Origin of the sequence: Bradyrhizobium genosp. A, from assembly GCF_049949275.1 — a bacterium.
Taxonomy (GTDB): domain Bacteria; phylum Pseudomonadota; class Alphaproteobacteria; order Rhizobiales; family Xanthobacteraceae; genus Bradyrhizobium.
Genome location: NZ_CP188196.1, coordinates 5,230,414 through 5,257,236, shown reverse-complemented (window position 1 = coordinate 5,257,236; position 26,823 = coordinate 5,230,414). Strand labels below are relative to the sequence as shown.

Genomic DNA, 26,823 nt, shown 5'->3' with positions numbered 1-26,823 from the left:
GGAGAGTTTTCGACGGTGGCGTCAATCGCGCCTGTCGGGGTGTCATCGGGAGCAAGTATACATTATGATTATGAGCCAGCGGGTCGCTCTCATCACCGGCGTGACCGGCCAGGACGGCGCCTATCTTGCCGAACATCTGCTGTCGCTCGGCTATGTCGTGCATGGCATCAAGCGGCGCTCGTCCTCGTTCAACACCGCACGCGTCGACCATCTCTACCAGGATCCTCATGTCGGCAACGTGCCGTTCCTGATGCATTACGGCGACATGACGGATTCGACCAATCTGATCCGCCTGGTGCAGCAGATCCGGCCGACCGAGATCTACAATCTCGCCGCCCAAAGCCACGTCGCCGTCAGCTTCGAAAGCCCCGAATACACCGCCAACGCCGACGCCATCGGCGTGCTGCGCCTCCTGGAAGCGATCCGCATCCTCGGGATGGAGAAGGAGACGCGGTTCTACCAGGCCTCGACCTCCGAGCTCTACGGCCTGGTGCAGGAGATCCCGCAGAAGGAGACCACGCCGTTCTATCCGCGCTCACCCTACGGCGTCGCAAAGCTCTATGGCTACTGGATTACGGTGAACTACCGCGAAGCCTACGGCATGTTTGCCTCGAACGGCATCCTGTTCAATCATGAGAGCCCGATCCGCGGCGAGACCTTCGTGACCCGCAAGATCACGCGCGGCGTGGCGCGCATCGAAGTCGGGCTCGAGAAGACGCTCTATCTCGGCAATCTCGAGGCCAAGCGCGACTGGGGCCACGCCAGGGATTACATCGAGGGCATGCACATGATCCTGCAGGCCGACAAGCCTGACGATTTCGTGCTTGCCACCGGCGAGACGCGCTCGGTCCGGGAGATGGTCGAGCTGTCCTTCGCGCAGGTCGGCCGTCGGCTCGAGTGGCGCGGCGCAGGCGTCGACGAGACCGGAGTCGATGCCAAAAGCGGCAAGACGGTGGTGAAGATCGATCCGATCTATTTCCGCCCGACCGAGGTCGATCTTCTCATCGGCGACGCCAGCAAGGCGCGCGAGGTGCTCGGCTGGAAGCCGAAGCGGACCTTTGCGCAGCTCGTCGAAGAGATGATGGCGAGCGATCTGGCCGAGGCCAAACGGGACATCGCAAATGGCAAGCGCACCGTTTGAGCTGAAGGGCAAGAGCGTCTACGTCGCCGGCCATCGCGGCATGGTCGGTGCGGCGCTGGTGCGCCGGCTGGCGCGCGAGGACGTGAAGCTTGTCACGGTCGACCGGCGCGAGGTCGATCTCTGCAACCAGGCCGCCGTGTTCGACTGGTTCGCGCGAGTGCGGCCGCAGGTGATCTTCCTCGCTGCGGCAAAGGTCGGCGGCATCGTCGCCAACAACACGCTGCGCGCCGAGTTCATCTACGACAACATCGCGATCGCGGCGAACGTGATCCACGCGGCGCACGTGAACCGCGCCGAGAAGCTGATGTTCCTCGGCTCGTCCTGCATCTATCCAAAGCTCGCACCGCAGCCTCTGCGCGAGGACACCGTGCTGACCGGCCCGCTGGAGCCGACCAATGAGCCTTACGCCATTGCCAAGATCGCCGGCATCAAGATGGCGGAGGCCTATCGCAGCCAGTATGGCTCTGACTTCATCAGCGTGATGCCGACCAATCTCTACGGCCCCGGCGACAATTATCACCCCGAGCTGAGCCACGTCGTTGCGGCGCTGATCCGCCGCTTTCACGAGGCGAAATTGTCGGGCGCGAAGAGCGTTGCGGTCTGGGGCACCGGCACGCCGCGGCGCGAGTTCCTCTATGTCGACGACATGGCGGATGCCTGCGTGCACCTGATGAAGACCTATTCCGGCGCGGACCTGATCAACATCGGCACCGGCGAGGATATCGCCATCGCCGAGTTCGCGCGCGTGGTTGCCGAGATCGTCGGCTATCGCGGCGAGATCAGTTTCGACACCTCGCGCCCCGACGGCACGCCGCGCAAGCTGCTCGATATCGGCCGGCTCGAGCAGCTCGGCTGGCGCGCGACGACATCGCTTCACGATGGCTTGAAGCGGGCTTACGAAGCGTACCTCGCCGGCTTGGTTGTCCCCGCACAATAGTAGGAACCATCACTTCCAAAACGAGTTGGCCGATCGGGTGGGCAAAACGTCACACGAGGCCAAACCGTGCAAGACATCTTGCCCGTGCGCTCGACAGCGCAAATCGCGGGCCATCCCATTCATCCGATGCTGGTGCCGATCCCCATCGCGTGCTTCGTCGGGGCGTTGCTGACTGACATCGCCTATCTCGTCTCGGCCGAGATCATGTGGGCGGATTTCTCTGCCTGGCTTCTGCTGGTCGGCGTCATCTTCGGCGTGCTGGCCGCAATCGCCGGCCTGACCGATTTCCTCGGCAATCGCCTGGTGCGCGCGCAGGCGCCGGCCTGGCCGCACCTGATCGGCAACGCCGTGGCGATGATCCTGGCGATCTTCAATGCGCTCATCCACACGCGTGATGCCTGGACCTCGGTGTGGCCGCTCGGTCTCATTCTGTCGGTGCTCACCGTGCTGATCTTGCCGGTGACCGGCTGGCTCGGCTGGGCCATGGTGTACCGCCACGGTGTGGGAGTTGCGCGATGATCTCTCTGTTCGCCCGCGCCTTGCTGTGCGCTTCGCTCCTCAGCCTCGCCGGCTGCAACGACGGCAGCGGCGATCCCAAGGCGCAGATCGGCGCCAATCCGAAGTTGCCCGATATCCAGCAATATCTGCTGCCGCCGATGCACATCGCTCGCATTGTCGGCTGGAAGAAGGACGAGACGCCGACGGTCGCGCAGGGCCTGCAGGCCAAGGCGTTCGCCACCGGATTGCAGCATCCGCGCTCGCTCTATGTTCTGCCCAATGGCGACGTGCTGGTGGTGGAATCCAAGGCGCCGAAGGCGGCCGCGATCAAGCGGCCCAAAGAGATCGTGATGGGCTACATCGAGTCCTGGGCGACCTCCGGCGGCGACACCGGCGAGAGCAACCGCATCACGCTGTTGCGCGATACCAACGGCGACGGCGTGCCGGATACGCAAAGCGTCTTCCTCGATCACCTCAACTCGCCATTCGGCGTCGCACTGGTCGGCAACGATCTCTATGTCGCCAACACCGACGCGATCATGAAATATCCTTACACCGAAGGCGACACCAAGATCACCGCGCAGGGCACCGTGCTGACGCCGCTGCCGGGCGGCCCGATCGACCACCACTGGACCAAGAGCCTGGTTGCAAGCCCCGATGGTTCAAGGCTCTATGTGGGTGTCGGCTCCAACAGCAACATCACCGAGAACGGCATGGAGGCCGAGCACAATCGCGCCGACATCCTCGAAGTCGACCGCGCCAGCGGCCGCTGGCGCATCTTTGCCAGTGGTCTGCGCAATCCCAACGGCCTCAGCTTCGAGCCGCAGAGCGGCGCGCTGTGGACGGTGGTGAACGAGCGCGACGAGCTCGGGCCCGATCTCGTGCCCGATTACATGACCTCGGTGAAGGACGGAGCCTTCTATGGCTGGCCCTACAGCTATTACGGCCAGCACGTCGATCCCCGCGTCAAGCCGCAGCGGCCGGACCTCGTCGCCAAGGCGATCGTGCCCGATTATGCGCTGAGCTCGCATGTCGCGCCGCTCGGGCTCGCCTTCTCGACCGGCAGCAGCCTGCCGGGCGCCTATCGCAGCGGCGCCTTCGTTGGCGAGCACGGCAGCTGGAACCGGCAGGTGCTGAACGGCTACCAGGTCGTGTACGTGCCGTTCACGGATGGCAAGCCGAGCGGGCCGGCGCAGGACGTCGTCACCGGCTTCCTCAACAGCGACAATCAGGCGCGCGGCCGTCCCGTCGGCGTTGCCATTGACAAGACCGGCGCGCTGCTGGTCGCCGACGACAGTGGCAACACGGTGTGGCGGGTGACGGCGGCGCATCCGCAGGTCACGCAACGATAGGAGAGGGATGATGGGCCTTGCCCAATACGCGATCGTGCCGGTCGAGGACGAATGGGGCGTGCTGCATGACGGTGACGTCAACGGCAAATACGCCACGAAGGAATCGGCGTTCGAGTCAGCGGTGGCCGCTGCCTCGCTGGCACTCCGGCAGGGGCATGAGGTTCACGTCAGCGTGCCCGGCCGCAAGGATGGCGAGACTGCGCTCGGCAGCTAGGCCGGCCGCAGCCGGGCAGCCGTCATCCAATCAGACCAGCCTCGGGGCGCCAGCCGGGGGCTGATCGCGACGGGCGGTCAGAGTGACCGCCTTCGACGTCAGGGACTTGCGTGCGCGCTTTGAGGAAATCACACGAAATCTTGAACGCGAAGCCGCGCGTCGATTCCTGCGGAAGCCGAGCCGATTTTCGACATCGCTGCCGTGCACGCCATTGTCGGGTTGCACCCTCGGCGCTTGCAAAGTCCGGGGGCGTTTTATAACGTTCGATCTAAATCGACCGGCGGTGGAGCGAGGCCGGTCGTCACGGCTGTTGGCCCGCAAGGTCGAAAGCTCCAGAGGAGCCACTGGAATGATCCGCTTTTACTTCCATCATACGCCCAACCCGATGAAGGTGGCGCTTCTGCTCGAGGAGGCCGCGATCTCGTATGAAGTCGTGCCGGTCGACACGCTCAAGGGCGAGCAGCACACGCCCGAGTTCAGGGCGATCAATCCGAACGGCAAGACGCCTGCCATCATCGATACGGAAGGACTCGGCAAGGGGCCGGTGCGGGTTTTCGACAGCAACGCGATCCTGCTCTATCTCGCCGAGAAATCCGGCAAGCTGCTCGGCGACCCCGCCGACCGCGGCGAGTTGCTGTCGTGGCTTATGTTCGTGGCGACGGGGCTCGGACCGTACTCGGGCCAATCGGTTCATTTCCGGCGCGCTGCCCCGGAGCAGATCCCATATGCCCAGAACCGCTACCTGCGGGAGGCGGAGCGGCACTATCAGGTGCTGGATCAGCACCTTGAAAGTCGCAGCTTCATCGTGGGCGACGGTTTCACGATCGCGGATGTGGCGGCGTGGGGCTGGGTCGATCGGTCGAACTTCGTGCTCGGCGAGGGCCGTCTTGCGGAGTTCCCGAACGTCGCGCGCTGGTTTGCCAGTGTGGATGGCCGCCCCGCAGTGACGCGGGCGCGGGCAATCGGCAAAAACCTCACCTTCAAGCGCGAGATGGACGAAGAGGCGCGCCGAAACCTGTTCCCGCAAAATTACGTCGCAGCCTGACCGCTGCGGATCCGATTGGAGCAAATCGATATGAGCAATACACTGTCCGAACAGCTCGGGGAATTCCTGGCCGGCTGGATGCAGCGTGTCCCGGCGGAGCGCCGCGCGGTCATGGAGCGCCACATCGCACATCTGTCCGATGTCGGCCTCGGCAGGCTCGCCAAGCAGGTTGGGGAGCAGGCGCCTCAGATCACCCTCCCGGGAGTCGATGGCAAGCCGTTCGACGTATCGACCCTGTTGGCGAAAGGGCCGGTCGTCGTGACGTTCTACCGCGGCGGCTGGTGCCCTTACTGCAATCTCGAACTGCGCGCCTACCAGAATCTCCTGCCGAAGATTCGCGCTGCCGGCGCGAGCCTGGTCGCGATCAGCCCCGAGAAGCCCGACGACACCGTCACGACTGCGGAGAAGAACGCTCTGACCTTTCCGGTGTTGAGCGATGTCGGCCAGATCGTCGGGAAGGCTTTTGGCCTAGTCTACACGTTCACCGACGAGTTGAAGTGGGCCTATGACGCGTTCGGTCTCGATATCCCGGCGAAGAATGGCGCACCGGACGAGTGGTCGCTTCCGCTCTCGGCGACTTATGTCATCGGCATGAACGGTGTGATCCTGTTCGCCGATACTGGAGTGGACTATCGCCGCCGGGCCGAGCCGCTGGAGGTCCTGGCCGTGCTACAAAGGTCTGCGCAAGCGGCGGAATAGGCGGTTTGCCGACCGCGGCACATCGCGGCCGAGTTGATCCCGCCACGCGCAGGAGGAACACGATGACCATCTTGCGAACCCCAGACGAACGCTTCACCGATCTTCCGGGCTATCCGTTTCCGCCCAACTATCTCGAAGATCGGGGAGGCCTGCGCATGCACTATCTGGACGAAGGCGCGGCCGACGCTCCGGTCGCGCTGTGTCTGCATGGGCAGCCCACTTGGTCTTATCTCTATCGCAAGATGGTGCCGGCCTTTGTGGCCGCCGGCATGCGCGTGGTGGCGCCGGATTTCTTCGGCTTCGGCCGGTCCGACAAGCCGGCGGAGGAGTCGATCTATACTTTCGACTTCCACCGCGCCTCCGTCATCTCCTTGATCGAAGAGCTTGATCTCAAGCGGATCACGCTCGTCTGCCAGGATTGGGGCGGGCTGATCGGCCTCACCATTCCGATGGACATGCAGGCTCGGTTCGAACGGCTTCTGGTCATGAACACCACGCTCGGGACCGGCGACGTGCCGCTCGGCGAAGGCTTTCTGTCCTGGCGCGCATTCTCGAACAGCAAGCCCGACATGGACGTTGCGGCTCTGATGCATCGCGCCGTGCCGACGCTCGGCGACGCGGAGGCCGCGGCCTATGCGGCTCCATATCCGGACATCCAATACAAGGTCGGTGTGCGACGGTTTCCGAACCTTGTGCCGGACCGTGCCGACGCGGACGGAGCGGCGCTGTCACGCCGGGCCCGCGACTTCTGGTCGAAGCAGTGGGCCGGCAAGAGCTTCATGGCCATCGGCATGAAGGATCCCGTTCTTGGGCCGCCGGCGATGCTGGCCTTGCGGGCAACCATCCGGAACTGTCCGCCGCCGCTCGAATTGGCGGATGCGGGTCATTTCACCCAGGAGGCGGGCGCAGTGATCGTCGAGGCGGCAATGACGAGCTTCGCCGGCTAGGCACGGACGAGACTTCGATGGCGCGACCGAGAGAATTCGATGAGAAGGCAGTTCTCGACGCCGCTGTCCAACGTTTCTGGTCGCAGGGGTACGAGGCGACTTCGGTCCGTGATCTTGCCGAGAGCATGGGTATCACGGGCGCGAGTCTCTACAATGCGTTCGGGGACAAGCGATCGCTCTACAGGCGGTCGCTGGATCACTATGTCAGCATGAGCTTCGGCGACCGCGTGCGGCGCTTCGAGAACGAACTCCCGCCGTTCGATGCACTGAAGGCCTTCTTCGAGGAGATCGTCGAGCGGTCGCTTGTGGACAAGGAGCGCAAGGGGTGCATGCTGGTGAATTCGGCGCTCGAACTTGCGCCGCATGACAAGGAATTCGGGCAAGTGGTGGCCCGTGTGCTTGGCGACGTCGAGGCCTTCTTCCGGCGTTGTGTGGAGAGAGGGCAGTTGTCGGGGACGATCACGAGCGCCCAGTCGGGCGAAGATCTCGCGCGGCTGTTGCTGACTGTTCTCCTGGGTATCCGGGTGCTGGCGCGCTCGCGACCCAAGCGCGACTTGCTGGAAGGGGCGGTCCGCCCGGTGTTTGTGTTTCTGTCGACGAAAACGTGAGCCGCAATGTTCGGATCGCGGCCTGGACGTCGGGGGGCTCGGGTCGCATTGGGCCGGAAGGGGGCGGCTGCTCTGCGGCTGGCGCCGCCATGCCATTCGGAACCGATATGCCTGGGGGCTTGAGTCTCCGGCTAAGACATGCCTCACAGGCGTGATCCGCGCCTGCCGGGCAGGCGACGACTGGAATGCGGTTCTTGAAATCTGACAGCAGGCTCATCGGGGTCCTGCTGGTGCTGGCAATCACCCAACTCATTGGATGGGGTACGATCGGCCTTCCGGCCGTGGTTGGCCGCGACCTCGGGGCCGATCTCGGCTTGAGCCTGCCGGCGGTGTTTGCGGGCAGCTCGGTTCTCTATGTCACCATGGGCCTGTGTGCGCCCTGGCTCGCCAAGGCCTTTGCGCGGCACGGTGCGCGCAAGGTGATGATGGTGGGCACTGTTGTCTCCGTGCCGGGCTACGTCGTCCTGTTCTTCGCGCGTGAGCCAATACTCTACTTTGCCGGCTGGCTCATTCTCGGCATGGGCGGCAGCGCCACGTTGTCGACCGGTGCCTATATCATGCTGAACGAGCTCGCCGGACGGGGCGCCAAGAATGCCATCGGCGGGCTGATGCTGGTGACGGGTCTCTCCAGCAGCATCTTCTGGCCGACGACGTCGTTCCTCAGCGCCTGGCTCGGCTGGCGCGGCACCTGTCTCGTCTATGCGGCGATGATGCTCGCCATCAACCTTCCGCTCTATGCGTTTCTCGTGCCGCGCCGGAAAATTGCGACTGACGATCGTGGCGCGACAGTCAAGGCTGCGCCGCCTCCTGCGATTCCAAAGAGCACCTTCGGTCTCGTGGTCTGCGTGATCACGATGAACGCCTTCGTCAATTTCGGCATCAGCGCCATCCTGATCGAGCTGCTGCGAGCGGAGGGCCTCGCGCCGACGCAGGCGCTTGCATTCGGCTCCATGCTGGGCGTGATCCAGGTCAGCGCCCGCGGCCTCGACTTCCTCGGCGGCGGCCGATGGGACGGCATCACCACCGGGCTCGTCGCCGGCACCGCGCTTCCCGTCGCCATGGTGCTGCTGATGCTGAGCGAGGGCGCGACCTGGGCGGTCGCGACCTTCATCCTGCTTTATGGTGCCGGCAGCGGCGCGATGGCGGTGGCGCGGGCGACGATCCCGCTCGTGTTCTACGACCAGGCCGAATTCGCCAAGGCGATGTCGATGATCGCGCTGCCGCTCAATCTGGCCTCTGCGATCTCGCCGCCGCTGCTCGCCGGCCTGCTCACCCAGTTCGGCAGCCGTGGCGCACTTGGCCTCACCCTGGCCTTTTCCTGCGCAACGGTGCTGATCCTGGTCATGCTCGGGCGGAGGCGGCCGCAGGTGGCTGCGGCAGCCGCGACCTGAGGTCGACCGGACAATATTCGCAACGCGGAATTGGTTGCAGCGGGCTACTCTGCTGCGCGACGGGGGATGGCCGTATGCCCAGCGCGCAGTGCTCGGGACCTGAAAATGGTGTATCCGCAGGGAGCACGGTCCGCGATCTCGCCGCCGCGCCAAGATCCAGTTCCCCGGAGGAAATCGACATGTCGGCCTTGCCGCTCTCAGGCATCAAGATCCTTGACCTCACGCGTGTGCTTGCAGGGCCGTTGTCGGCCCAGATGCTGGGCGATCTCGGCGCTGATGTGATCAAGATCGAGCGGCCCGGCACCGGCGACGACGCGCGCGCCTTCGGCCCGCCTTACCTGACCGATCCCGAGGGCAAGGCGAACAACAACAACTCGTTCTATCTCTGCGCCAATCGCAACAAGAAGTCGGTCACGGTCAATATCGCCAAGCCCGAGGGGCAGGCAATCATCCGCGAGCTCGCCAAGGACGCCGACGTCTTCATGGAGAACTACAAGGTCGGCGATCTCAAGCGCTACGGCCTCGACTACGAGACGATCAAGGCGATCAACCCCAAAATCATCTATTGCTCGGTGACCGGCTTCGGCCAGACCGGGCCTTACGCACCACGCGCCGGCTATGACGCCATCCTTCAGGCGATGGGCGGCCTGATGAGCGTCACCGGCCATATCGACGGCGAGCCCGGCGAGGGCCCGATGAAAGTCGGCCCGTCCATCGTCGACTACATGACCGGCATGAACACTTCGATCGGGCTCTTGTCGGCGCTCTACCATCGCGACGTCAATGGCGGGCAGGGACAGCACATCGACGTCTGCCTGTTCGATACGGTGATCGCCTCGCTGTCGCACTGGCTGCAGATCTACCTCGTCAACGGCAAGATGCCGCCGCGCCGCGGCACCTGGGGCAATGGCGGCATGCCGGCCGGCGTGTTCCGCTGCACCGACGGCGAGCTGATGCTGGTGGTCGGCAATGACGGCCAGTTCCAGCGCACCTGCGCCGTGCTCGGCGAGCCCGGGCTCGCCGACGACAAGCGCTTCATAAAGAACAACGACCGCGTCGTGCACGGCAAGGAGATCATGGCGATCTTCGCCGGCCTGTTCCTGAAGAAGCCCGTGGCCTATTGGCTGGACAAGCTCGAGGAGGCCGGCGTGCCGTCCGGGCCGATCAACAATTTCGAGCAGGTGTTTTCCGATCCGCACGTCCAGTCGCGCGGCATGCGGGTGAAGGTCGACCATCCCTTCGAGCCGGATCTGTCGCTGATCCGCAACGCGCTGACCTTCTCGGAGACCCCGATCACAACCTACCGCGCCCCGCCGCTGCTCGGCGAGCACACCCAGGAGGTGTTAGGTGCCAAGCTCGGCTATGATGCGGGGAAGATCGATGAGCTGAAGCAGCAGGGGATTATCTGATTTTTCTTCCCCTCTCCCCTTGTGGGCCCCTTGTGGGAGAGGGTGGCTCGCCGCGATAGCGGCGAGACGGGTGAGGGCTCCGCGCGCGACACTGTAAGTTGAAGTCGCGGACAGAACCCCTCATCCGACGCTTCGCGCCACCTTCTCCCACAAGGGGAGAAGGGAAGATGGCAGCGATCACGTTGAGTTAGACGGGCAAAGGGCGAACATCGATGACATCAGGCAAAACCATCATCACCTGCGCGATCACGGGCAACCTGACGAAGCCCGAGCAGTCGCCGTATCTGCCCATCACGCCCGAGCAGATCGCGACGTCCGCGCTGGAAGCCGCCGAAGCCGGCGCCGTGATCGCCCACATCCATGTCCGCGATCCCGCGACAGGGCGGCCCTCGATGTCGATCGACCTCTACCGCGACGTCGTGGAGCGCATCCGAGCCCGCAACAAAAGCCTGGTCATCAACCTGACGACCGGTCCCGGCGGGCGCTTCGTGCTCGGCGTCAAATATGGCTTCTCCGCCACGCCGGAGACGATGTTCTACGCCCGCAGCCTGCTGCCGCCGGGCGCGATCTGGTCCGGCTTCGGCATCGGCCGCGCCGAATTCCCGATGGTGGCGCAGGCCTGGCTGCTCGGTGGCCACGTTCGCGTCGGCATGGAGGACAATCTCTATATGTCCAAGGGCGTGCTGGCGAAGACCAATGCCGAGCTGGTCGCACACGCCGCGTCCATCCTGAAGAACCTCGGAGCAACTGTCGCGACCGCGCAGGACGCGCGCGCGATGCTCGGGCTTGCGTAGGAGCGGCGCCGATCGATTAGTGACGGAAGCATGACGATCTCGTGGCCTTACGCGAGGCTTGCGCGCAATCCCCAGACAAACCCGGTCCGTATCCACACAGGCTTCCGCTTCGCCCGCGACTCAGATTCGATCTCTCCCATTGGGTACGGGAGGGAAGCGCATGTCCTACACCATCGGGTTCCAAGCGAAAGACCAGAAGGCAATTCTGGCGACTGAGGCGGCGACGGCCAACCAGGCGGTCGCGATCATTGCCGCGCTGCGGCAAAGTTCCGAAGAGATCAAGTTCATCCGCTCGCCGCAGGAAGGCGACATGGGCATCGAGATGCTGCTGCTGCTCGCCAAGGAAGAGGCCGAAGAGATGCCGCAGCGGGCTTAGCCCGCGCCGGCGATCACACTTCGATCAGAAGCGAAACACGCCGGCTGCAATATAGTGTAGTCAGGCACCAGTCTCGCTTGAACCGAAGGTGGTGGCCCATGAAACGCGAAGCGCTCCGCGTCGAACCGATCTCGTCCTTTCTCGACCGCGTGAAGGCGCCGGCCTCGCCGGTGACGCGCGCTGGCAACATGATTTTTGTTTCGGGGCTGCCGCCGTTCGACCCTCAGACGGGCGAGATCGGGGGGACGGGAATCGAGCGGCAGAGCGAGATCATCATGGAGCAGATGAAGCTCTGCCTGGAGACAGCAGGAGCGTCGCTCGACAACGTCATGAAGTGCAACGTCTATTGCACCTCGACCAAACACTTCGCCGCGTTCAACGCGGTCTACGCCCGCTACTTCCCGGTCGATCCGCCGGCGCGGATTTTCGTCTGCACGCCGGAATGGTTCGGCCCTTTCGACATCGAGATCGACTGCATCGCGATGATGTGAGGCGAGCCTAGCGCGCCAGGAGCTTGGCTTGCGCCTTGGGCTCCGTCTTTCCGGCCGTCAGCGCCATCACCGAGACGCTCACCACGCGCGCGACGATGGCCTCGACGTCATCGACGTCGCACTTGCCTTCGGAGAGCTTTGTCAGCCGTTCGCTGTCGCGCACCGTCTGCTGCGCCATGGCGAGGGAAAAATGCAGGCCCCAGAACAACTCGACATCGGATAGTCCCGGCAGCGCCCGACGCATCGCGGCGACGAACTTGCGCAAATGATCAATCTCGCGATTGCGGATCCGCCGGATCGGCGGCACCGACTCGATGTTGACGCGGATCATGAAGCGCGCCGCGGTCGAGCGCTCGTTCTCCGGGCCCAGGCAGCCACGCAAGGTCGGTCCGACCAGGGCGCGAAGAATGTCTGCGATCTCGGCACGCCCGCCGCCCTTGTCTTCCGCCGCGCGCAATTCCTGGAGACGCTCGCGGTTGAGCGCCAGGCTGCGGGTGACGAACAGTTCCGAGATCAGCTCGTCCTTCGAGCCGAAATGATAGTTCACAGCGGCGAGATTGACATTGGCCGCGGCGACGATGTCGCGCAGCGTGACGTCGCCGAAACCGCGATCGGCGTAGAGCCGTTCGGCGGCGGCAAGAATGGCAGACCTTGTATGATCGCTGGCCATCGGCGCTCTCCCTGAGGGAGTTGCAATTCAAACACTTGTATGAAACTATCGTTTGAAGGCCGGGAAAAGTCAATCCGCATGATGGAATTGCGCCGCTACCCAAGCGGGGCCGGTTCCACGATCCGTGATCCGCCGAATGGCGCTTGCGGGCCGCGCATTGCGGGAGGACAGTCCGGCGCAAAACAGGCTTTCAAAGCGAGACCGAGGAGCGTCCCATGGATTTCGATCTGTCCCCCAAGCAGAAGGAATGGCTCGACCGCGTGCAGTCCTTCATGACCAAGCACGTGCGTCCGGCGGTGCCTGTTTACAATGAGCAGGATCACAGCGGCGAGCGCTGGAAGGTCATTCCGGTTCTGGAAGATCTCAAGAAGAAGGCGAAGGCCGAAGGCCTCTGGAACATGTTCATGCCGCCGAACGAGCATGAGGATGATGAATTCCGCGGCGCGGGATTGACCAATCTGGAATACGCGCTGCTCTCGGAGCAGATGGGCCACATCTCCTGGGCCTCCGAAGTGTTCAACTGCTCCGCGCCCGACACCGGCAACATGGAAGTGTTCATGCGCTACGGCTCCAAGGAGCAGAAGCGCAAATGGCTGCGTCCGCTGATGGACGGCGAGATCCGTTCGGCGTTCCTGATGACGGAGCCGGCTGTCGCTTCGTCGGATGCCACCAACATCGAGACCAGCATCAAGCGCGACGGCGACCACTACGTCATCAACGGCCGCAAATGGTGGTCGTCCGGCGTCGGCGATCCCCGCTGCAAGATCGCGATCCTGATGGGCAAGACCGATTTCAACGCGGCCAAGCATCAGCAGCAGTCGCAGATCCTGGTTCCGCTCGACACGCCCGGCATCAAGGTCGAGAAGATGCTGCCGGTGTTCGGCTTCGACGACGCGCCGCACGGCCATGCCCAGGTGCTGCTCGAGAACGTGCGTGTGCCGAAGGAGAACATCCTGCTCGGCGAGGGCCGCGGCTTCGAGATCGCGCAGGGCCGCCTTGGTCCGGGCCGTATCCACCACTGCATGCGCACCATCGGCAAGGCCGAGGAGGCGCTGGAGAAGATGGTGAAGCGGCTGATGTCGCGCACCGCCTTCGGCAAGAAGATCGTCGAGCATTCTGTGTGGGAGCAGCGCATCGGCGAGGCCCGCACCAACATCGAGATGACGCGTCTGCTCTGCCTCAAGGCCGCCGACATGATGGACAAGGTCGGCAACAAGACCGCGCAGGCCGAGATCGCCATGATCAAGGTCGCCGCTCCGAACATGGCGCTGAAGATCATCGACGAGGCGATCCAGGCCTTCGGTGGCGCCGGCGTCTCCGACGAAGCCGGTCTTGCCAAGGACTACGCCGGCATCCGCACGCTGCGGCTCGCCGACGGTCCGGACGAGGTGCACAATCGCGCCATTGCAAGGCTCGAAGTTCGGAAGTATGCCAATTCCCCCAAGCATTAAGAACGGGGAGGGCTTCGTGGCGCTCCCTTCAAGAAGTTCAAGGGAGCGTCACTGTGGCTGACGGCGTCAGGAAAGACGAAGAGTTCTCGGGCACCAAGCCGGTCGAGGAGCGTCATCGCTTCGACGAGCTGCGGCTCGAGGCCTGGATGAAGGAGAACGTCGAAGGCTACCAGGGGCCGCTGGTCGTCCTCCAGTTCAAGGGCGGCCAGTCCAATCCGACCTACCGGCTGAACACGCCGAACCGTTCCTACGTGATGCGCAGAAAGCCGTTCGGCAAGTTGTTGCCGTCGGCGCATGCGGTCGACCGCGAATATCGCGTCATCGCAGCTCTTGGAAAGCAGGGTTTTCCGGTCGCGCACGCCTATGCGCTGTGCCAGGACGACAGCATCATTGGCGCTGCCTTCTACATCATGTCGATGGAGGAGGGCCGGGTGTTCTGGGATCCGTCGCTGCCGAGCCAGGATGCCGACGCGCGCCGAAAAATCTTCACCAGCAAGATCGAGACGCTGGCGAAACTCCACATGTACGATCCCGTCGCGATCGGTCTCGGTGATTTCGGCAAGCCCGGCAACTATTTCGCGCGCCAGATTGATCGCTGGACCAAGCAGTATCGGGCGTCCGAAACTCAGCACATTCCGGAGTTCGAGAAGGTCGCCGAATGGCTGCCCAAGACCGTGCCGGAGCAGGCGCGCGTTTCGATCGTCCACGGCGACTATCGCCTCGACAACATGATTTTCCACCCGACGGAACCGCGCGTGCTGGCCGTGCTCGATTGGGAGCTGTCGACGCTCGGCGATCCCATGGCCGACTTCACCTATCTGTTGATGCAGTGGGTCATGCCGGGTCTGCACGGCGTCGATCTTAAGGCGCTCAACATCCCGAGTGTGGAGGAGGCCGCACAGATCTATTGCAACGTCACCAGGATGACGGTGCCGGATCTCAACTGGTACTTCGCCTACAATCTGTTCCGCCTTGCCGGCATCACGCAAGGCATCGCCGGCCGTGTCCGCGATGGCACCGCGGCGAATGCCAAGGCGCTGGAATCTGCCAAGCGCACCGTGCCGCTGTCGAAGGCCTCGTGGGACTACGCGCAGAAGGCCGGCGCGGTGTAAGATTAGCGAAGGCGCGGTCGTTGGCTGCGCCTTTTGCTTTGGTGCGTCGCTCCTTCCACACGCGCCGTCATTGCGAGCGAAGCGAAGCAATCCAGACTACCTCCGCGGCGGCAGCCTGGATTGCTTCGTCGCAACAGCTCCTCGCAATGACGAGGAGGTGGGTCACGAGCCCCCGCATTGACCGCTCTTGTAGGGTGGGCAAAGGCGCGTAGCGCTGTGCCCACCATCTGTTCGCACTCGTGGTGGAAATGGTGGGCACGCTTCGCTTTGCCCACCCTACGGCAGCGCCGTCTACCCCTCTGCGCAATGCGCGATCAGCTTCTCCACAAACCCCGCGCATTTCTCCAGCTCCGCCATCGCGATGAACTCATCCGGCGTATGCGCCTGCGCGATCGCGCCGGGGCCGATGACGACAGACGGGATATCGGCCATGTCGGCGAACAAACTCGCTTCGGTGCCGAAGGCGACCTTGGCGTGGTCGTTGCGCCCGGCTAGCTGCTTGGCCAACGTGACGATCGCCGCGTCGGACGCGGTATCGAGCGCGGGGTAGTCCAGGATCTCCTCGAAATCGATGCCGCATTCGGCATTCTTTGCCTTCATCGCCGGCTCGAGCTCGGCCTTGGCCCAGGCGACGATCGCATCCGTCACCTCCCGCGACTCCGTGATGCCGATGCCGCGGCATTCGAAATCCACCGTGCAAGTGTCAGGCACGATGTTCAGCGCCGCACCGCCGTGCACGATACTGGTCAGCAGCGTCGAGTGCGGGACATCGTAGAGACTGCCGCGCTCGGCTTCGCCTGCGAGCTTCACCGCGCGGCGGCGGATCTCGGTGATCAGCTCGGCGGCGTATTCGATGGCGTTGACGCCGTCGGGCGCAATCGAGGAGTGGCGGGCGAGGCCGTGGAATGTCGCGCGCACGCCGTGCTTGCCCTTGTGGCCGATGATGACCTTCATCTCGGTCGGCTCGCCCACGAAGCAGCCAAGCGGCTTCACCTTTTTCTTCGCGACCTCGGCGAGCATCGGCCGCACGCCGACGCAGCCGATCTCCTCGTCATAGGAGATCGCAAGATGGATCGGCGTCGAAAGCTTCGCCTCCTGCATCTCCGGCACCATGGCGAGGCACACCGCGACAAAACCCTTCATGTCGGTGGTGCCGCGGCCGTAGAGCTTGCCGTCGCGTTCGATGAGTTTAAACGGATCATGGCTCCAGTCCTGGCCTACGACCGGCACCACATCGGTATGGCCCGACAGCACGAAACCCGGCCGATCCTCCGGTCCGATCGTGACCCAAAGCGAGGCCTTCTTACCGGTCTCGTCCGTGATGCGCTCGCCCTTGACGCCGAGGAAGGCGAGATAGCTTTCGATATGCGCGATCAGGGGCAGGTTGGTGCGATCGCTGATGGTGTCGAAGCCGACGAGGTCGGCGAGCATGTTGCGGATGCGATCGGGGCGCGAGCTCGGAAAGATCGGATTGGGCATTGTCTCGTTCATGAGATGGAGGACGGTGTCGCCGCTTGCACGAACCATACCAATGGAGTGGCGGTTCGGGCAAATTCGATCGCGAAGGGTGCATTCGCCGAATCTTAGCGCAGCGCCGAGAGATCCGACGGCAGCATGCGCTTGAACAGATCGAGCATCCGGCGTGCGTCCGCTGACGGGAGCGAGATGGCATGCCGGACTGCGGCCGCGATCTGGATCATCGCCAGTTGCGAGAATGTCGCGAGGGCAGGGGCGGGTTGCTTCGGTGTCACGCGATGCAGGGCGTCGCGCAGCAGGCCGGCGAGAAACGCCACATCCTCCTCGTCGATGGATTGAAGCGTCCGGTCGCCTTGCGTCGCCCGCCAGATGTGATGCATCACCGGGTGATCGCGGAACATCTGGTAATACCCGTCGGTGATGCGGCACAGCGCCGCGTGGAGGTCGGACAGCTTCTTCATCTCGGTGAGGTCGCGCTGGACGCAGTCGCGGCCGATGGCGTTGCAGCGCTCCGCGAGCGTTCCGATCACGGCGCTCTTGTCCGGAAAATATTGATAGAGCGAGCCGAAGGCGATCCCGGTGTGCTCGACGATGTCGCTCATCCGGAAGGCGTCGCTGCCCTTCTCGGTGAGGATTTCGCTCGCAGCCGCCAGAATGCGATCGAAACGCTCCCGGCTGCGTTCCTGCGTCGGCACCAGCGGCGTGCGCCGTCCGGCCGCCTGCGTCGCTTTGCCCGTCCTGATCTTCCGTTCCGGCATCGTGATTCCCGCCATCCGCGCTTGACGCCAGAAATAAGAGAGTTTATCGCCTTTATCAAATGCGAGAGTTTATCGTGTTTGAGGGAGGTGTGGCATGCGGCAGGTTATGACGGGCGGATTGCTCTGGTTTTCGGCCGTAGGCTGCGGCCTCATGGCCGGCGTCTATTTCGCCTTCTCGACCTTCGTCATGATTGCGCTCGGGCGGCTCGACCAGGCCGCCGGCATCGCGGCGATGAACGCCATCAATGTCGACATCGTGCGCTCGCTGTTCATGCCGCTGTTTCTCGGCACGACGGTGGCGGGCGCGACGCTGGTGGTGATGGGGGTGCTGCGGTTGAGCGAGCCGGGGGCGGTGAGCATGATCGCCGGCGGCGGCCTCTACGTCGTCGGCATGTTCGTGGTGACGCTGGTGTTCAACGTGCCGCTGAACGACGCGCTAGCCGCGGTGCAGCCGTCGTCGCCGGAGGCAGGCGTGGTGTGGGCGGCGTATCTGAAGGACTGGGTGTTCTGGAACCATGTGCGGACGGTGGCATCGGTGGTCGCGAGCGCGTTGTTCATCGTTGCGATTGTCGCGTAACCCACCTTACGCATCAATCCGTTGTGTTACCCGACGGGCAAAACACGCCATCCATAGGTCGATACCGGTGGCAAAAAATATTCCGCTTTACCGAAATTCGGAAATGGCGTATGTGTCGCTCACTCCGGCCCAAGGAAGAGGGGCGTATCGCGATCGTCACGAACGCGGGCCGGGCGGCGGTGGACGTGGGTCGCATCGGCGCGAAGGGTTTTGCAGGGCGGGCAACCGTGAGCGGAGACCTCGCGCACACGACCGGTGTGATCTGCGTACGGCCAAATCGTGTGGTCCTGGCGCCCGGGGTCTGTGCGCCAAGTGTTGCGGTGATGCGTGCGGCCCAACCGGGCGCTCACATCAGTCATCCGCGAGGCGACGGGGGCAATAGTGCATCGCTCCCCGGGGAGAGCACGACATAAGCCGTTCCAACCATCCGCGCAGGGAAGGCCGGGATGCCTCCGGCTGCCCTGTTACCCGCTGTGCAGTGTAGCGCAATCTACTCATGGCATAGCGGTCAATGGGAGCCAGCCGGCTCCCGGCCTTCCCTGCGCCCTCTTTCAATGGAGGGTGAGGCGACAAAGCAAAGCTCGGGCGAAACAAGCCGCGAGGATGCGAACTCATGTCAGTCATTCAACAACGGTCTCGTGCCCCGGACGCAGCGCAGCACGAAGTGATGCGCTGCAGAGCCGGGGCCCATGCGGCAGCAAACCGTGTGGCTTCCTGGGTCCCGGCTCTGCGCAGCAACGCTTGCGCGTTGCAGCGCGTCCGGGACACGAGAGCGCGCGTGCTAAACCGGCTTCCCCGTATACGGCATCGACGCGGTCAGGCCGCCGTCCACCGGGAACGCCTGGCCATTCACATACGATGCCTCGTCGCTGGCCAGAAACAGTCCCATCGCGGCGAGCTCGTGCGGCTGGCCGGGGCGCTTCAAGGGGTTGAGCTGGCCGATCTTGTCAGCGGTGCCGCGCTCCTTGGCGCGGTCGAAGATCGGCTTGGTCATGCCGGTTTCAATCAGGCCCGGGCACACGGCGTTGATGCGCACGCCGGTGCCGGTGAGCGAATAGGCGGCAGTCTGCACCAGCGAGATCACGCCGGCCTTGCTCGCGGCATAGGGATGTCCGCTCGCGCCGGCCTTGAGGCCTGCGACGGACGCGGTGAGCACGATCGCGCCGGACTGCTGCTTCACCATGTGCGGCATTGCATGCTTCACCGCGAGGAACGGTCCGATCAGATTGACGCGCAGCACTTCCTGCCACTGTTCGACGGTCTGCTCGCCGAGCGGAACGAGCCCGCCGGAGACGCCAGCATTCGCCCAGATCACGTCGAGCCGGCCGTGCGTCTTCACGGCCTTGTCGATCACGGACATCACGTCCTGCTCGGAGCCTGCGTCGGCGATCATCGCCTCGGCGACGCCGCCGGCCTTCTTCACCTCGTCGACGGTCTCCTTCACCGCTTCGGTGCGATCGACCGCGATCAGCTTGGCGCCTTCCTTGGTGAACAGCAGTGCAGCCGCGCGGCCGATGCCGCTGCCGGCGCCGGTGATGATGACGGATTTGCCTTGCAGACGGCCCATGTGTTTCTCCCTTTGGTTGTACGCGACGCTTGCCGCGCAACGGAATTTCAAACAGAATTTCAAACGGTAAAGTGTCTTGAGACACGTTCGCACCTGACGTACAGCGACATCACACGGGATGGAAGAGGCTCATGGCAACTGCAGACAAGCCGAATGTGGTCACGACACGCTGGTGGTGGGTTCGTCATGCGCCGGTGCGCAATGACGGCGGCAATATCTACGGACAGAGCGATCTCGCCTGCGACACCAGCGACACCTATGTGTTCAACGCTGTTGCCAAGGTGCTGCCACGCAAGGCAGTCTGGTATTCGAGCAATTTGATGCGCACGCATCAAACGGCCGAAGCGATCTGGGAGGCGGGCTATCCGCGGCCTGCGTCAATGAAGTGGGAGGCGGACCTCGCCGAGCAGAATCTCGGGAAGTGGCAGGGCATGAATCGCGCCGCGTTCATCGCCAGCCGTCCCGTCGGCACCAGCTGGTTTGCCGACATCAACGAGCCCGCGCCCGGCGGCGAAAGCTTCATGGACCTCTACAATCGTACGCGGCGCACCGTCGAGCGGATCAACAATGAAGCGGCGGGGCAGGACGTGATCGCGGTCGCGCATGGCGGCACCATCAAGGCGGCGATCGGCCTCGCGCTCGACGGCCAGTTGGAGCGGGCGCTGTCGTTCGACATCGACAATGTCTCGATCACGCGGCTCGATTATTTCACAAGCCCCGAGCGCTCGGTCTGGCGGCTGCCGATGGTGAACCAGCAGCCGTGGATCGCCGATGACGCGCATGCCGAGATGCATCAGCCGTCGGGACCGGAAGTCAAGAAGCTCGCCTGAGGCTGTTGTCCGTTCGTGCGGACACGGCGTAAGCTTCACACCAATCAAATCATAATCTGGGAGAGAAACATGACCTTGTTCGACATGAAGGGCAAAGTTGCCGTCATCACCGGCTCGACCCGCGGCATTGGGCTTGCGATCGCCGAGCGCATGGCCGAGCACGGCGCCAAGGTCGTGATCTCCTCGCGCAAGGCCGATGTCTGCGACGAGGTCGCCAAGGGCATCAACGACAAGTTCGGCAAGGGCACCGCGGTCGCGATCGCCGCCAACATCTCCTCGAAGGAGAATCTGCAAAACCTCGTCGACGAGAGCAACCACGCCTTCGGCAAGATCGACGTGCTGGTCTGCAACGCCGCGTCGAACCCGTATTACGGTCCGCTCGCTGGCATCTCCGACGATCAGTTCCGAAAAATTCTCGACAACAACATCGTCGCCAACAACTGGCTGATCTCGATGGTGGTGCCGCAGATGATCGAGCGCAAGGACGGCTCGGTGATCATCGTCTCCTCGATCGGCGGCCTGAAGGGCTCGACGATCCTCGGCGCCTACGCGATCTCGAAGGCCGCCGACATGCAGCTCGCGCGCAACCTGGCTTGCGAATACGGCAAGCACAACATCCGCGTGAACTGCATCGCGCCCGGCCTGATCAAGACCGATTTTGCCAAAGCGCTGTGGGACAATCCGGAGAATTTGAAGGCCTCGACCGCGCGCTCGCCGCTGCTCCGCATCGGCATCCCTGACGAGATCGCGGGCGCCGCGGTGTTCCTGGGCTCTGCGGCCGGCGACTTCATGACCGGCCAGACCATGGTGATCGACGGCGGCGCGACGATTAGTTGAGCGATTGCGGCCGAGGCGTGGCGGCGACGAACAGTGCGCTCCCTCTCCCGCTTGCGGGAGAGGGGTGGGGAGAGGGTGTCTCCACAGAGAGACTCCCAACGAGGAGAAAGCCCTCACCCGGCGCTACGCGCCGACCTCTCCCGCAAGCGGGAGAGGTCGCACTGAGCTCGCCGCTCGATTGTTCAAAACGGGTCTGCCCTCAATCCACCGCCGCGTACACCAGATTCCTTACCAGCGTCCGCGTAAAATCGCGCTGGCCCGGGCCCTGGCTCATGAACACCGCGACCAGATCCTCCTTCGGATCGATCCAGAAGAACGTTCCCGCAATGCCGCTCCAGAAATACTGGCCGACGCTGCCGGGGAAAGGCGCGATGCCGGCCTCGCGGCGCACGGCGAAGCCGAGGCCGAAACCGTGGCCGGGCGACAGCAGCGTGCCGTTGGTCACGACATCAGGCCCGAGGTGATCTGACGCCATCAGCTCGAGCGTCTTGCGGCCTATGATCCTGTTGCCGCCGAGCGTGCCGCCATTGCGCAGCATTAGCGCGAAGCGGGCGTAGTCCATCGTGGTCGAGACCAGTCCGCCGCCGCCGGACTCCATCACCGGCTGCTCCAGCATGTTGAACAGCGCGACCTTGTCGCCGGTCCAGGGATCGGCTTCGAACGGCTGGGCGAGCCGGCCGGCGTTGGCTTCGCTGGTGGAGAAGCCGGTCTCGGTCATCTGCAGCGGCGCGAGGATGCGTTCGGTGAGGAAGGCGCCGAGCGATTTGCCGCTGACGATTTCGATGATGCGACCGAGGATGTCGGTGGAGCGGCTATAGTTGAACTCGTCGCCGGGGTGGCAGACCAGCGGGAAGCTCGCCACCAGCGCGGCGTGCTCGGCATTGCTGATCTTGCGGCTGCGGACGCGCGACTCCTGGTAGAGCTTGTGCACGGGGCCGTCGCCCTGGTGCTCGTAGGTGAGGCCCGAGGTGTGGCGGAGCAGGTCCTGCACCGTGATCGGCCGCTTCGGTGGAGCCAGTTCCAGCCTGCCGCCGCTCACCACGCCGACCTTCTGGTCGGCAAACTCGGGGATGAATTTCGCGACGGGGTCGCCGAGCAGGAGGTGGCCGTCCTCGACCAGCGTCATGATGCCGACCGACACGATCGGCTTGGTCATCGAGAAGATGCGGAAGATCGAATCAGGTGCCATCGGCGTCGCGCCTGCCGGGCTCTGCTTGCCGAGCGCCTCGAACCAGCCGACCTGGCCGCGCCGGGCCACCAGCACGGTCACCCCGGGAACGGTTCCCTTGTCGATCTCGCGCTTGAACGCATCCGACATCGCCTGGAGGCGGGGCCGCGACAGGCCCAGCGTTTCCGGCTTGGCCTCGGGGAGGGGCGTTTTCGGCGCGGTCGCGGCGCGAGGGGCGGCTGTGGCAGTCATGTTCACTCCCGGGGGCACATTATTATCGGGAACGAACTCTGGCCCAGAAGCCGCGGTACAAACAAGCGAAGCTGGCGCGCTTCACCCTTGCAATCCGTCCTTGCAATCCAGCCGTCCCCTGTGCTTGAAAGCGCCCCTGATCCGTGCGGCGACGCGAGGGTCCGTAGGAGTGTAGCTCAATTGGTAGAGCACCGGTCTCCAAAACCGGGGGTCGCAGGTTCGAGCCCTGCCACTCCTGCCAGCTCATCCCGATAATCAGGATCGACAGGCAGAACGGCGGCGGGCCGAAAAGCTCGGACCGTGGATCATGCGGGGCCCATAAGCCCTTGATCCGCATCGCGTCCGTCAGCCGGGCTCGCGCGCATTCCGTCCCGCCCACACCTTGACCTTTGGCCCCATCCGCAGTATCTACCCGACACTCGCAGCCGGCCCGTTAAACGCGGATTTCCGGCGCGGCTTTGAAATCCCCCGAACAATCGAGCCCGGTTTTCCGGCTCATCCTTCGAGACAGAGGACTGGGCCACAGGCGGCTGTTCGGATCCCTGAAATCTTTAATCGCGTCTGGCGACGGACGTTGGACCTCAAACGATGGCAGTCAGCCCGTTCAAGTTCTTGCAGGAAGTGCGCTCGGAGACCGCCAAGGTCACCTGGCCGACTCGTCGTGAGACCACGATCACCACCATCATGGTGTTCGTGATGGTCGCCGTGGCCTCGATCTTCTTCTTCGCCGCCGACCAGATCATCCGTTACCTCATCACCTTCCTTTTGGGCATTCACTGATGGCAACAGCAGCCGCTGCAACCCAATCGACCGACAAGCGCTGGTACATCGTCCACGCCTATTCGAACTTCGAGAAGAAGGTCGCCGAATCGATCCGCGAGCAGGCCAAGCAGCGCGGGCTTGAGGAGCTGTTCGAGCTGGTGCTGGTTCCGACCGAGAAGGTCACGGAAGTGCGCCGCGGCCGCAAGATCGACGCTGAGCGCAAGTTCTTCCCCGGCTACGTGCTGGTGAAGATGAAGCTGACCGACGAGGCGTTTCATCTGATCAAGAACACGCCGAAGGTCACGGGCTTCCTCGGCGCCGAGAACAAGCCGATGCCGATCTCGGAGAACGAGGCCATGCGCATCCTGCACCAGGTGCAGGAGGGCGTGGAACGGCCGAAGGCGTCGGTGTCGTTCGAGATCGGCGAGAACGTGCGCGTGGCCGATGGCCCGTTCGCCTCGTTCTCGGGTGTGGTCGAGGAAATCGACGAGGCGCGCTCGCGCGTGAAGGTCGCGGTGTCGATCTTCGGCCGCGCCACGCCGGTCGAGCTGGAATTCGGTCAGGTCGAGAAGGTCTGATCGGACAACGCGGGAGGCCGATGAGGCTTCGCGCAAAGAGAGGCCGTGGGAGGGAGAGGGCGGTTGCCAGCCGCATCCGACCCAGACCACGAACCTGAAACCGCCGGTCCAGGCCGGCACAACAGGAGTGATACATGGCAAAGAAAGTGACCGGATACCTGAAGCTTCAGGTCCCGGCCGGTGCGGCGAATCCCTCGCCCCCGATCGGTCCCGCGCTCGGTCAGCGCGGTCTCAACATCATGGAGTTCTGCAAGGCGTTCAACGCCCAGACCCAGAAGGAAGAGAAGAACACCCCGATTCCCGTCGTGATCACGATCTACGCCGATCGTTCGTTCACGTTCGAGATGAAGACCCCCCCGATGTCCTTCTTCCTCAAGCAGGCCGCCAAGATCCAGTCCGGCTCGAAGGCGCCGGGCCGTGACAAGGCCGGTGCGGTGACACGCGCGCAGGTGCGCGAGATCGCCGAGAAGAAGATGAAGGATCTCAATTGCGACACCATCGAATCGGCCATGAAGATGGTCGAGGGCTCTGCCCGTTCGATGGGTCTGGAAGTGGCGGGGTAAGGGCTCATGGCAATCGGAAAGCGTTTGAACAAAGCCCGCGAAGGTGTTGACCGCGAAAAGCTTTACCCGCTCGCGGACGCCATCAAGATGGTCAAGGAACGCGCCAAGGCGAAGTTCGACGAGACCATCGAGGTCGCGATCAATCTCGGCGTCGATCCGCGTCACGCTGACCAGATGGTCCGCGGCGTCGTGACCCTGCCGAACGGCACCGGCCGCACGCTCCGCGTCGGTGTGTTCGCCCGTGGCGCCAAGGCTGATGAAGCCAAGGCGGCAGGTGCCGACGTCGTCGGCGCCGAGGACCTGGTCGAGAAGGTGCAGAACGGCACGATCGAATTCGACCGCTGCATCGCCACCCCCGACATGATGCCGCTGGTCGGTCGTCTCGGTAAGGTGCTCGGCCCGCGCGGTCTGATGCCGAACCCGAAGATCGGCACCGTGACCATGGACGTCACCGGTGCGGTGAAGGGCGCCAAGGGCGGCTCGGTCGAGTTCCGCGTCGAGAAGGCCGGCATTTTGCAGGCCGGCGTCGGCAAGGCCTCGTTCTCCGAGGAGAAGCTGGTCGAGAACATCAAGGCTCTCGCCGATGCTGTCTCGAAGGCGAAGCCGGCTGGCTCCAAGGGCACCTACATCCAGCGCGTTGCGGTGTCCTCAACGATGGGCCCGGGCGTGAAGGTCGAGCCGGGTACCATTCTCGGCTAAGTCTGGAAATTGCATGAGGCGAGGGGCGGAATTGGGCAACCGATTCCGCCCCTCGTCGTTTGTGGGCGGCACTCACCGGAAACAAGAACAATGGCTAACAAGGTCCTGATCTACTCGCGCTTTCCCAAGACGATGATGGCGCGCTTCGCCGAGCGGTTCGAGCTGCTCGACACCGGTGGCAAGCCCGCGCGGGAGGTGTTTTCGACGGATGAGCTCGGCGGCATCCGTGCGCTACTGACGGCCGGCGGCTCGCCGCTTGGTGCGGAGGCGATGGACCTGTTTCCAAAACTGGGCGCGATCGTCTGCTACGGCACCGGTTATGACGGCGTCGACCTGAAGGCGGCTGCCGCCCGCAGGATCGCGGTCGGCCATAGCCCCGGCGCCAACGCCGCCTCGGTCGCCGACATCGCGATGACGCTGATGCTGGCGACGACGCGGCGGATCCTGGTCGCCGATGACTATGTGCGCAGCGGCGACTGGGCGGCCTCGAAGCAGTCTCCGATGATGCGCCCGCAGGCCGGCATGCCCGGCCGCCGCATCGGCGTCTACGGCATGGGCGAGATCGGCCGCAAGATCGCCGCGCGCTGCGCCGCGTTCGAGAGCGAGGTCGGCTATTTCAGCCGCAGCAAATACGATCTGCCCTATCAGTATTTCCCGACCCTGGAGGCGCTCGCCGACTGGTGCAGCATGCTGATGATCGCGGTCCGGGCAGGTTCCGACACCCAGCATGTGGTCAACGCCGACATCCTCAAGCGCCTCGGCGCGGACGGCTATGTCGTCAACATCTCCCGCGGCTCGGTCATCGACGAGAAGGCCCTGGTGGCGGCGCTTTCCGACAAGACCATCGCCGGCGCCGGCCTCGACGTCTTCGAGAAGGAGCCGCACGCGCCCGGCGCCCTGACCGCGCTCCCCAACGTGGTGTTCGCCCCCCATATCGGCGGCCACACCCTCGAATCGCACGTCGCCATGCAGAACTGCGTGCTGGCGAACCTGAGCGCGCATTTCGAGGGCAAGCCGCTGCCTTATGGGGTCAAATCGGCCTGAAACGGTCCTTGTCAGGCCGCCTCAAGCCCGGCCGGCAACGAATTGGAACTGGTGTGAATTTTGCTCTTGGCAAGCAGGCAGAGAGCGGTTAAAGAACCGCTTCCGGACGTGCCGGCCTTGGCTGGCGCGTCTGTGCACGCATTCCGAAAACCCGACGCGCAGGAGATCATTCCTTTTCAGGACGTCCGCAAGGATTTGCCCGAAAAGGAAGGAAAATCCATCGGTTGGTGGGATGCGGGCAGAGGTCAGGCGGTTCGCCGGCTGACCTTGTCCTGTCCAAGACTGCAGGCGCCTGCGGGAAATTTCGATTTCTCAACGGCTTAATCGCATGGCCTGCATAGACGGGTGAAGACCGGATTTCACTTCGCATTCCACCTGAAGGTGGTCGCGGAATGGGTTTGGTTCGGACCTCGACACGCCGTGGGCTCCAATGAGCTCCCGGAGGGCAGGCTTTGAATTGTCGTCTCGCCCGGCGCGTGTCCGATGGGTTTTGACCCTGAGGTTCAGGTTTTGGGTGGGACGATGGGTGCAACCCGGCGGTCCCGCTTTTCGCGATGACCGCCAACCGGAAAGAGCT

General features: G+C 63.9%; 29 protein-coding genes and 1 tRNA gene. 25 read left to right on the top strand and 5 right to left on the bottom strand.

Annotation, left to right across the window (positions count from 1 at the left end; translation table 11 throughout):
- Window positions 1–70: 70 nt before the first annotated feature.
- The 14 genes from gmd (at window position 71) to ACP2YP_RS24530 (ending at window position 11,902) form a co-directional block, all read left to right on the top strand.
- Window positions 71–1,141 (top strand): GDP-mannose 4,6-dehydratase, encoded by a 1,071-nt coding sequence (gene gmd / locus ACP2YP_RS24595; protein WP_426426253.1) that lies wholly within the window; start codon window positions 71–73, stop codon window positions 1,139–1,141.
- Complete coding sequence (gene fcl, locus ACP2YP_RS24590; protein WP_426418880.1) at window positions 1,122–2,078, top strand: GDP-L-fucose synthase; 957 nt, start codon at window positions 1,122–1,124, stop codon at window positions 2,076–2,078. Before gmd ends, fcl begins: the two co-directional genes overlap by 20 nt.
- Before the next feature lie 126 nt (window positions 2,079–2,204).
- The gene (locus tag ACP2YP_RS24585) at window positions 2,205–2,597 is read left to right on the top strand and encodes a DUF2231 domain-containing protein (protein WP_426426252.1); all 393 of its coding nucleotides are present in this window, start codon (window positions 2,205–2,207) and stop codon (window positions 2,595–2,597) included.
- On the top strand, window positions 2,594–3,928 hold the full coding sequence (locus ACP2YP_RS24580; protein ID WP_426418879.1) for a PQQ-dependent sugar dehydrogenase: 1,335 nt from the start codon (window positions 2,594–2,596) through the stop codon (window positions 3,926–3,928). Before ACP2YP_RS24585 ends, ACP2YP_RS24580 begins: the two co-directional genes overlap by 4 nt.
- A 10-nt stretch (window positions 3,929–3,938) precedes the next feature.
- Entirely contained in the window at window positions 3,939–4,142 is a 204-nt protein-coding gene (locus ACP2YP_RS24575; protein WP_426418878.1) for a hypothetical protein, read from the top strand.
- 349 nt (window positions 4,143–4,491) lie between these two features.
- On the top strand, window positions 4,492–5,187 hold the full coding sequence (locus ACP2YP_RS24570) for a glutathione S-transferase family protein (protein WP_426426250.1): 696 nt from the start codon (window positions 4,492–4,494) through the stop codon (window positions 5,185–5,187).
- Window positions 5,188–5,217: 30 nt separating this feature from the next.
- The gene (locus ACP2YP_RS24565) at window positions 5,218–5,886 is read left to right on the top strand and encodes a peroxiredoxin-like family protein (protein ID WP_426418877.1); all 669 of its coding nucleotides are present in this window, start codon (window positions 5,218–5,220) and stop codon (window positions 5,884–5,886) included.
- Between the two features lie 62 nt (window positions 5,887–5,948).
- On the top strand, window positions 5,949–6,833 hold the full coding sequence (locus ACP2YP_RS24560) for a haloalkane dehalogenase (protein ID WP_426418876.1): 885 nt from the start codon (window positions 5,949–5,951) through the stop codon (window positions 6,831–6,833).
- A gap of 17 nt (window positions 6,834–6,850) precedes the next feature.
- Entirely contained in the window at window positions 6,851–7,441 is a 591-nt protein-coding gene (locus ACP2YP_RS24555; RefSeq protein ID WP_426418875.1) for a TetR/AcrR family transcriptional regulator, read from the top strand.
- 185 nt (window positions 7,442–7,626) lie between these two features.
- Window positions 7,627–8,832 (top strand): MFS transporter, encoded by a 1,206-nt coding sequence (locus ACP2YP_RS24550; protein ID WP_426418874.1) that lies wholly within the window; start codon window positions 7,627–7,629, stop codon window positions 8,830–8,832.
- A gap of 179 nt (window positions 8,833–9,011) precedes the next feature.
- Window positions 9,012–10,241 (top strand): CaiB/BaiF CoA transferase family protein, encoded by a 1,230-nt coding sequence (locus tag ACP2YP_RS24545; protein WP_426418873.1) that lies wholly within the window; start codon window positions 9,012–9,014, stop codon window positions 10,239–10,241.
- 212 nt (window positions 10,242–10,453) lie between these two features.
- Window positions 10,454–11,035 carry a 3-keto-5-aminohexanoate cleavage protein gene (locus ACP2YP_RS24540; protein WP_426418872.1) on the top strand — a complete coding sequence of 194 codons (582 nt, stop codon included), beginning with the start codon at window positions 10,454–10,456 and terminating at the stop codon, window positions 11,033–11,035.
- Between the two features lie 160 nt (window positions 11,036–11,195).
- Entirely contained in the window at window positions 11,196–11,411 is a 216-nt protein-coding gene (locus ACP2YP_RS24535; RefSeq protein ID WP_426418871.1) for a hypothetical protein, read from the top strand.
- A gap of 98 nt (window positions 11,412–11,509) precedes the next feature.
- Window positions 11,510–11,902 carry a RidA family protein gene (locus ACP2YP_RS24530; protein ID WP_426418870.1) on the top strand — a complete coding sequence of 131 codons (393 nt, stop codon included), beginning with the start codon at window positions 11,510–11,512 and terminating at the stop codon, window positions 11,900–11,902.
- Between the two features lie 7 nt (window positions 11,903–11,909).
- Here ACP2YP_RS24530 and ACP2YP_RS24525 read toward each other — a convergent pair whose 3' ends face one another.
- Window positions 11,910–12,572, bottom strand: a complete 663-nt coding sequence (locus tag ACP2YP_RS24525) for a TetR/AcrR family transcriptional regulator (protein ID WP_426418869.1) — start codon at window positions 12,570–12,572, stop codon at window positions 11,910–11,912.
- 215 nt (window positions 12,573–12,787) lie between these two features.
- Here ACP2YP_RS24525 and ACP2YP_RS24520 point away from each other — a divergent pair, with 215 nt between their 5' ends.
- Window positions 12,788–14,023, top strand: a complete 1,236-nt coding sequence (locus ACP2YP_RS24520) for an acyl-CoA dehydrogenase family protein (RefSeq protein WP_426418868.1) — start codon at window positions 12,788–12,790, stop codon at window positions 14,021–14,023.
- Window positions 14,024–14,076: 53 nt separating this feature from the next.
- Window positions 14,077–15,135 carry a phosphotransferase family protein gene (locus tag ACP2YP_RS24515; protein WP_426418867.1) on the top strand — a complete coding sequence of 353 codons (1,059 nt, stop codon included), beginning with the start codon at window positions 14,077–14,079 and terminating at the stop codon, window positions 15,133–15,135.
- A 291-nt stretch (window positions 15,136–15,426) separates the two neighbouring features.
- Here ACP2YP_RS24515 and argE read toward each other — a convergent pair whose 3' ends face one another.
- Together argE and ACP2YP_RS24505 are read right to left on the bottom strand one after the other, a co-directional pair.
- Window positions 15,427–16,614: an acetylornithine deacetylase gene (gene argE / locus ACP2YP_RS24510; RefSeq protein ID WP_426418866.1), complete on the bottom strand. Its 1,188-nt coding sequence runs from the start codon at window positions 16,612–16,614 to the stop codon at window positions 15,427–15,429.
- Between the two features lie 104 nt (window positions 16,615–16,718).
- Complete coding sequence (locus ACP2YP_RS24505; RefSeq protein ID WP_426418865.1) at window positions 16,719–17,369, bottom strand: TetR family transcriptional regulator; 651 nt, start codon at window positions 17,367–17,369, stop codon at window positions 16,719–16,721.
- Between the two features lie 94 nt (window positions 17,370–17,463).
- On the opposite strand from ACP2YP_RS24505, the gene ACP2YP_RS24500 reads away from it, so the two are divergent.
- Complete coding sequence (locus tag ACP2YP_RS24500) at window positions 17,464–17,946, top strand: DUF1772 domain-containing protein (protein WP_426418864.1); 483 nt, start codon at window positions 17,464–17,466, stop codon at window positions 17,944–17,946.
- Window positions 17,947–18,727: 781 nt separating this feature from the next.
- Here ACP2YP_RS24500 and ACP2YP_RS24495 read toward each other — a convergent pair.
- Window positions 18,728–19,513: an SDR family NAD(P)-dependent oxidoreductase gene (locus tag ACP2YP_RS24495; protein WP_426418863.1), complete on the bottom strand. Its 786-nt coding sequence runs from the start codon at window positions 19,511–19,513 to the stop codon at window positions 18,728–18,730.
- A 131-nt stretch (window positions 19,514–19,644) separates the two neighbouring features.
- Between ACP2YP_RS24495 and ACP2YP_RS24490 the strand changes: the two genes are divergently transcribed.
- The gene (locus ACP2YP_RS24490; protein ID WP_426418862.1) at window positions 19,645–20,343 is read left to right on the top strand and encodes a histidine phosphatase family protein; all 699 of its coding nucleotides are present in this window, start codon (window positions 19,645–19,647) and stop codon (window positions 20,341–20,343) included.
- Between the two features lie 69 nt (window positions 20,344–20,412).
- Window positions 20,413–21,180, top strand: coding sequence for an SDR family NAD(P)-dependent oxidoreductase (locus ACP2YP_RS24485; RefSeq protein ID WP_426418861.1), 768 nt, complete (start codon window positions 20,413–20,415; stop codon window positions 21,178–21,180).
- Window positions 21,181–21,379: 199 nt separating this feature from the next.
- Here ACP2YP_RS24485 and ACP2YP_RS24480 read toward each other — a convergent pair whose 3' ends face one another.
- The gene (locus ACP2YP_RS24480; protein ID WP_426418860.1) at window positions 21,380–22,600 is read right to left on the bottom strand and encodes a serine hydrolase domain-containing protein; all 1,221 of its coding nucleotides are present in this window, start codon (window positions 22,598–22,600) and stop codon (window positions 21,380–21,382) included.
- Window positions 22,601–22,765: 165 nt separating this feature from the next.
- Here ACP2YP_RS24480 and ACP2YP_RS24475 point away from each other — a divergent pair.
- From ACP2YP_RS24475 to ACP2YP_RS24450, 6 genes are all read left to right on the top strand, one after another.
- Window positions 22,766–22,841, top strand: a tRNA-Trp gene (locus tag ACP2YP_RS24475).
- A 347-nt stretch (window positions 22,842–23,188) separates the two neighbouring features.
- Window positions 23,189–23,380, top strand: a complete 192-nt coding sequence (gene secE, locus ACP2YP_RS24470) for a preprotein translocase subunit SecE (RefSeq protein WP_007611620.1) — start codon at window positions 23,189–23,191, stop codon at window positions 23,378–23,380.
- The gene (nusG, locus tag ACP2YP_RS24465) at window positions 23,380–23,940 is read left to right on the top strand and encodes a transcription termination/antitermination protein NusG (protein ID WP_051383611.1); all 561 of its coding nucleotides are present in this window, start codon (window positions 23,380–23,382) and stop codon (window positions 23,938–23,940) included. The genes secE and nusG overlap by 1 nt, the downstream gene beginning before the upstream one ends.
- 134 nt (window positions 23,941–24,074) lie before the next feature.
- Window positions 24,075–24,503 (top strand): 50S ribosomal protein L11, encoded by a 429-nt coding sequence (rplK, locus tag ACP2YP_RS24460; RefSeq protein WP_200520799.1) that lies wholly within the window; start codon window positions 24,075–24,077, stop codon window positions 24,501–24,503.
- Between the two features lie 6 nt (window positions 24,504–24,509).
- The gene (gene rplA, locus ACP2YP_RS24455) at window positions 24,510–25,202 is read left to right on the top strand and encodes a 50S ribosomal protein L1 (RefSeq protein WP_426418859.1); all 693 of its coding nucleotides are present in this window, start codon (window positions 24,510–24,512) and stop codon (window positions 25,200–25,202) included.
- A gap of 90 nt (window positions 25,203–25,292) precedes the next feature.
- A complete protein-coding gene (locus ACP2YP_RS24450; protein ID WP_426418858.1) occupies window positions 25,293–26,246 on the top strand; it encodes a 2-hydroxyacid dehydrogenase in 954 nt (317 codons plus the stop codon).
- Window positions 26,247–26,823: the final 577 nt, after the last annotated feature.

What these genes read in the sequence shown, in the direction of transcription:
- gmd (WP_426426253.1), top strand. Translation starts at nt 71, where the DNA reads ATGAGCCAGCGGGTCGCTCTCATCACCGGCGTGACCGGCCAGGACGGC.
- fcl (WP_426418880.1), top strand. Translation starts at nt 1,122, where the DNA reads ATGGCAAGCGCACCGTTTGAGCTGAAGGGCAAGAGCGTCTACGTCGCC.
- ACP2YP_RS24585 (WP_426426252.1), top strand. Translation starts at nt 2,205, where the DNA reads ATGCTGGTGCCGATCCCCATCGCGTGCTTCGTCGGGGCGTTGCTGACT.
- ACP2YP_RS24580 (WP_426418879.1), top strand. Translation starts at nt 2,594, where the DNA reads ATGATCTCTCTGTTCGCCCGCGCCTTGCTGTGCGCTTCGCTCCTCAGC.
- ACP2YP_RS24575 (WP_426418878.1), top strand. Translation starts at nt 3,939, where the DNA reads ATGGGCCTTGCCCAATACGCGATCGTGCCGGTCGAGGACGAATGGGGC.
- ACP2YP_RS24570 (WP_426426250.1), top strand. Translation starts at nt 4,492, where the DNA reads ATGATCCGCTTTTACTTCCATCATACGCCCAACCCGATGAAGGTGGCG.
- ACP2YP_RS24565 (WP_426418877.1), top strand. Translation starts at nt 5,218, where the DNA reads ATGAGCAATACACTGTCCGAACAGCTCGGGGAATTCCTGGCCGGCTGG.
- ACP2YP_RS24560 (WP_426418876.1), top strand. Translation starts at nt 5,949, where the DNA reads ATGACCATCTTGCGAACCCCAGACGAACGCTTCACCGATCTTCCGGGC.
- ACP2YP_RS24555 (WP_426418875.1), top strand. Translation starts at nt 6,851, where the DNA reads ATGGCGCGACCGAGAGAATTCGATGAGAAGGCAGTTCTCGACGCCGCT.
- ACP2YP_RS24550 (WP_426418874.1), top strand. Translation starts at nt 7,627, where the DNA reads ATGCGGTTCTTGAAATCTGACAGCAGGCTCATCGGGGTCCTGCTGGTG.
- ACP2YP_RS24545 (WP_426418873.1), top strand. Translation starts at nt 9,012, where the DNA reads ATGTCGGCCTTGCCGCTCTCAGGCATCAAGATCCTTGACCTCACGCGT.
- ACP2YP_RS24540 (WP_426418872.1), top strand. Translation starts at nt 10,454, where the DNA reads ATGACATCAGGCAAAACCATCATCACCTGCGCGATCACGGGCAACCTG.
- ACP2YP_RS24535 (WP_426418871.1), top strand. Translation starts at nt 11,196, where the DNA reads ATGTCCTACACCATCGGGTTCCAAGCGAAAGACCAGAAGGCAATTCTG.
- ACP2YP_RS24530 (WP_426418870.1), top strand. Translation starts at nt 11,510, where the DNA reads ATGAAACGCGAAGCGCTCCGCGTCGAACCGATCTCGTCCTTTCTCGAC.
- ACP2YP_RS24525 (WP_426418869.1), bottom strand. Translation starts at nt 12,572, where the DNA reads ATGGCCAGCGATCATACAAGGTCTGCCATTCTTGCCGCCGCCGAACGG.
- ACP2YP_RS24520 (WP_426418868.1), top strand. Translation starts at nt 12,788, where the DNA reads ATGGATTTCGATCTGTCCCCCAAGCAGAAGGAATGGCTCGACCGCGTG.
- argE (WP_426418866.1), bottom strand. Translation starts at nt 16,614, where the DNA reads ATGCCCAATCCGATCTTTCCGAGCTCGCGCCCCGATCGCATCCGCAAC.
- ACP2YP_RS24505 (WP_426418865.1), bottom strand. Translation starts at nt 17,369, where the DNA reads ATGCCGGAACGGAAGATCAGGACGGGCAAAGCGACGCAGGCGGCCGGA.
- ACP2YP_RS24500 (WP_426418864.1), top strand. Translation starts at nt 17,464, where the DNA reads ATGCGGCAGGTTATGACGGGCGGATTGCTCTGGTTTTCGGCCGTAGGC.
- ACP2YP_RS24495 (WP_426418863.1), bottom strand. Translation starts at nt 19,513, where the DNA reads ATGGGCCGTCTGCAAGGCAAATCCGTCATCATCACCGGCGCCGGCAGC.
- ACP2YP_RS24490 (WP_426418862.1), top strand. Translation starts at nt 19,645, where the DNA reads ATGGCAACTGCAGACAAGCCGAATGTGGTCACGACACGCTGGTGGTGG.
- ACP2YP_RS24485 (WP_426418861.1), top strand. Translation starts at nt 20,413, where the DNA reads ATGACCTTGTTCGACATGAAGGGCAAAGTTGCCGTCATCACCGGCTCG.
- ACP2YP_RS24480 (WP_426418860.1), bottom strand. Translation starts at nt 22,600, where the DNA reads ATGACTGCCACAGCCGCCCCTCGCGCCGCGACCGCGCCGAAAACGCCC.
- secE (WP_007611620.1), top strand. Translation starts at nt 23,189, where the DNA reads ATGGCAGTCAGCCCGTTCAAGTTCTTGCAGGAAGTGCGCTCGGAGACC.
- nusG (WP_051383611.1), top strand. Translation starts at nt 23,380, where the DNA reads ATGGCAACAGCAGCCGCTGCAACCCAATCGACCGACAAGCGCTGGTAC.
- rplK (WP_200520799.1), top strand. Translation starts at nt 24,075, where the DNA reads ATGGCAAAGAAAGTGACCGGATACCTGAAGCTTCAGGTCCCGGCCGGT.
- rplA (WP_426418859.1), top strand. Translation starts at nt 24,510, where the DNA reads ATGGCAATCGGAAAGCGTTTGAACAAAGCCCGCGAAGGTGTTGACCGC.
- ACP2YP_RS24450 (WP_426418858.1), top strand. Translation starts at nt 25,293, where the DNA reads ATGGCTAACAAGGTCCTGATCTACTCGCGCTTTCCCAAGACGATGATG.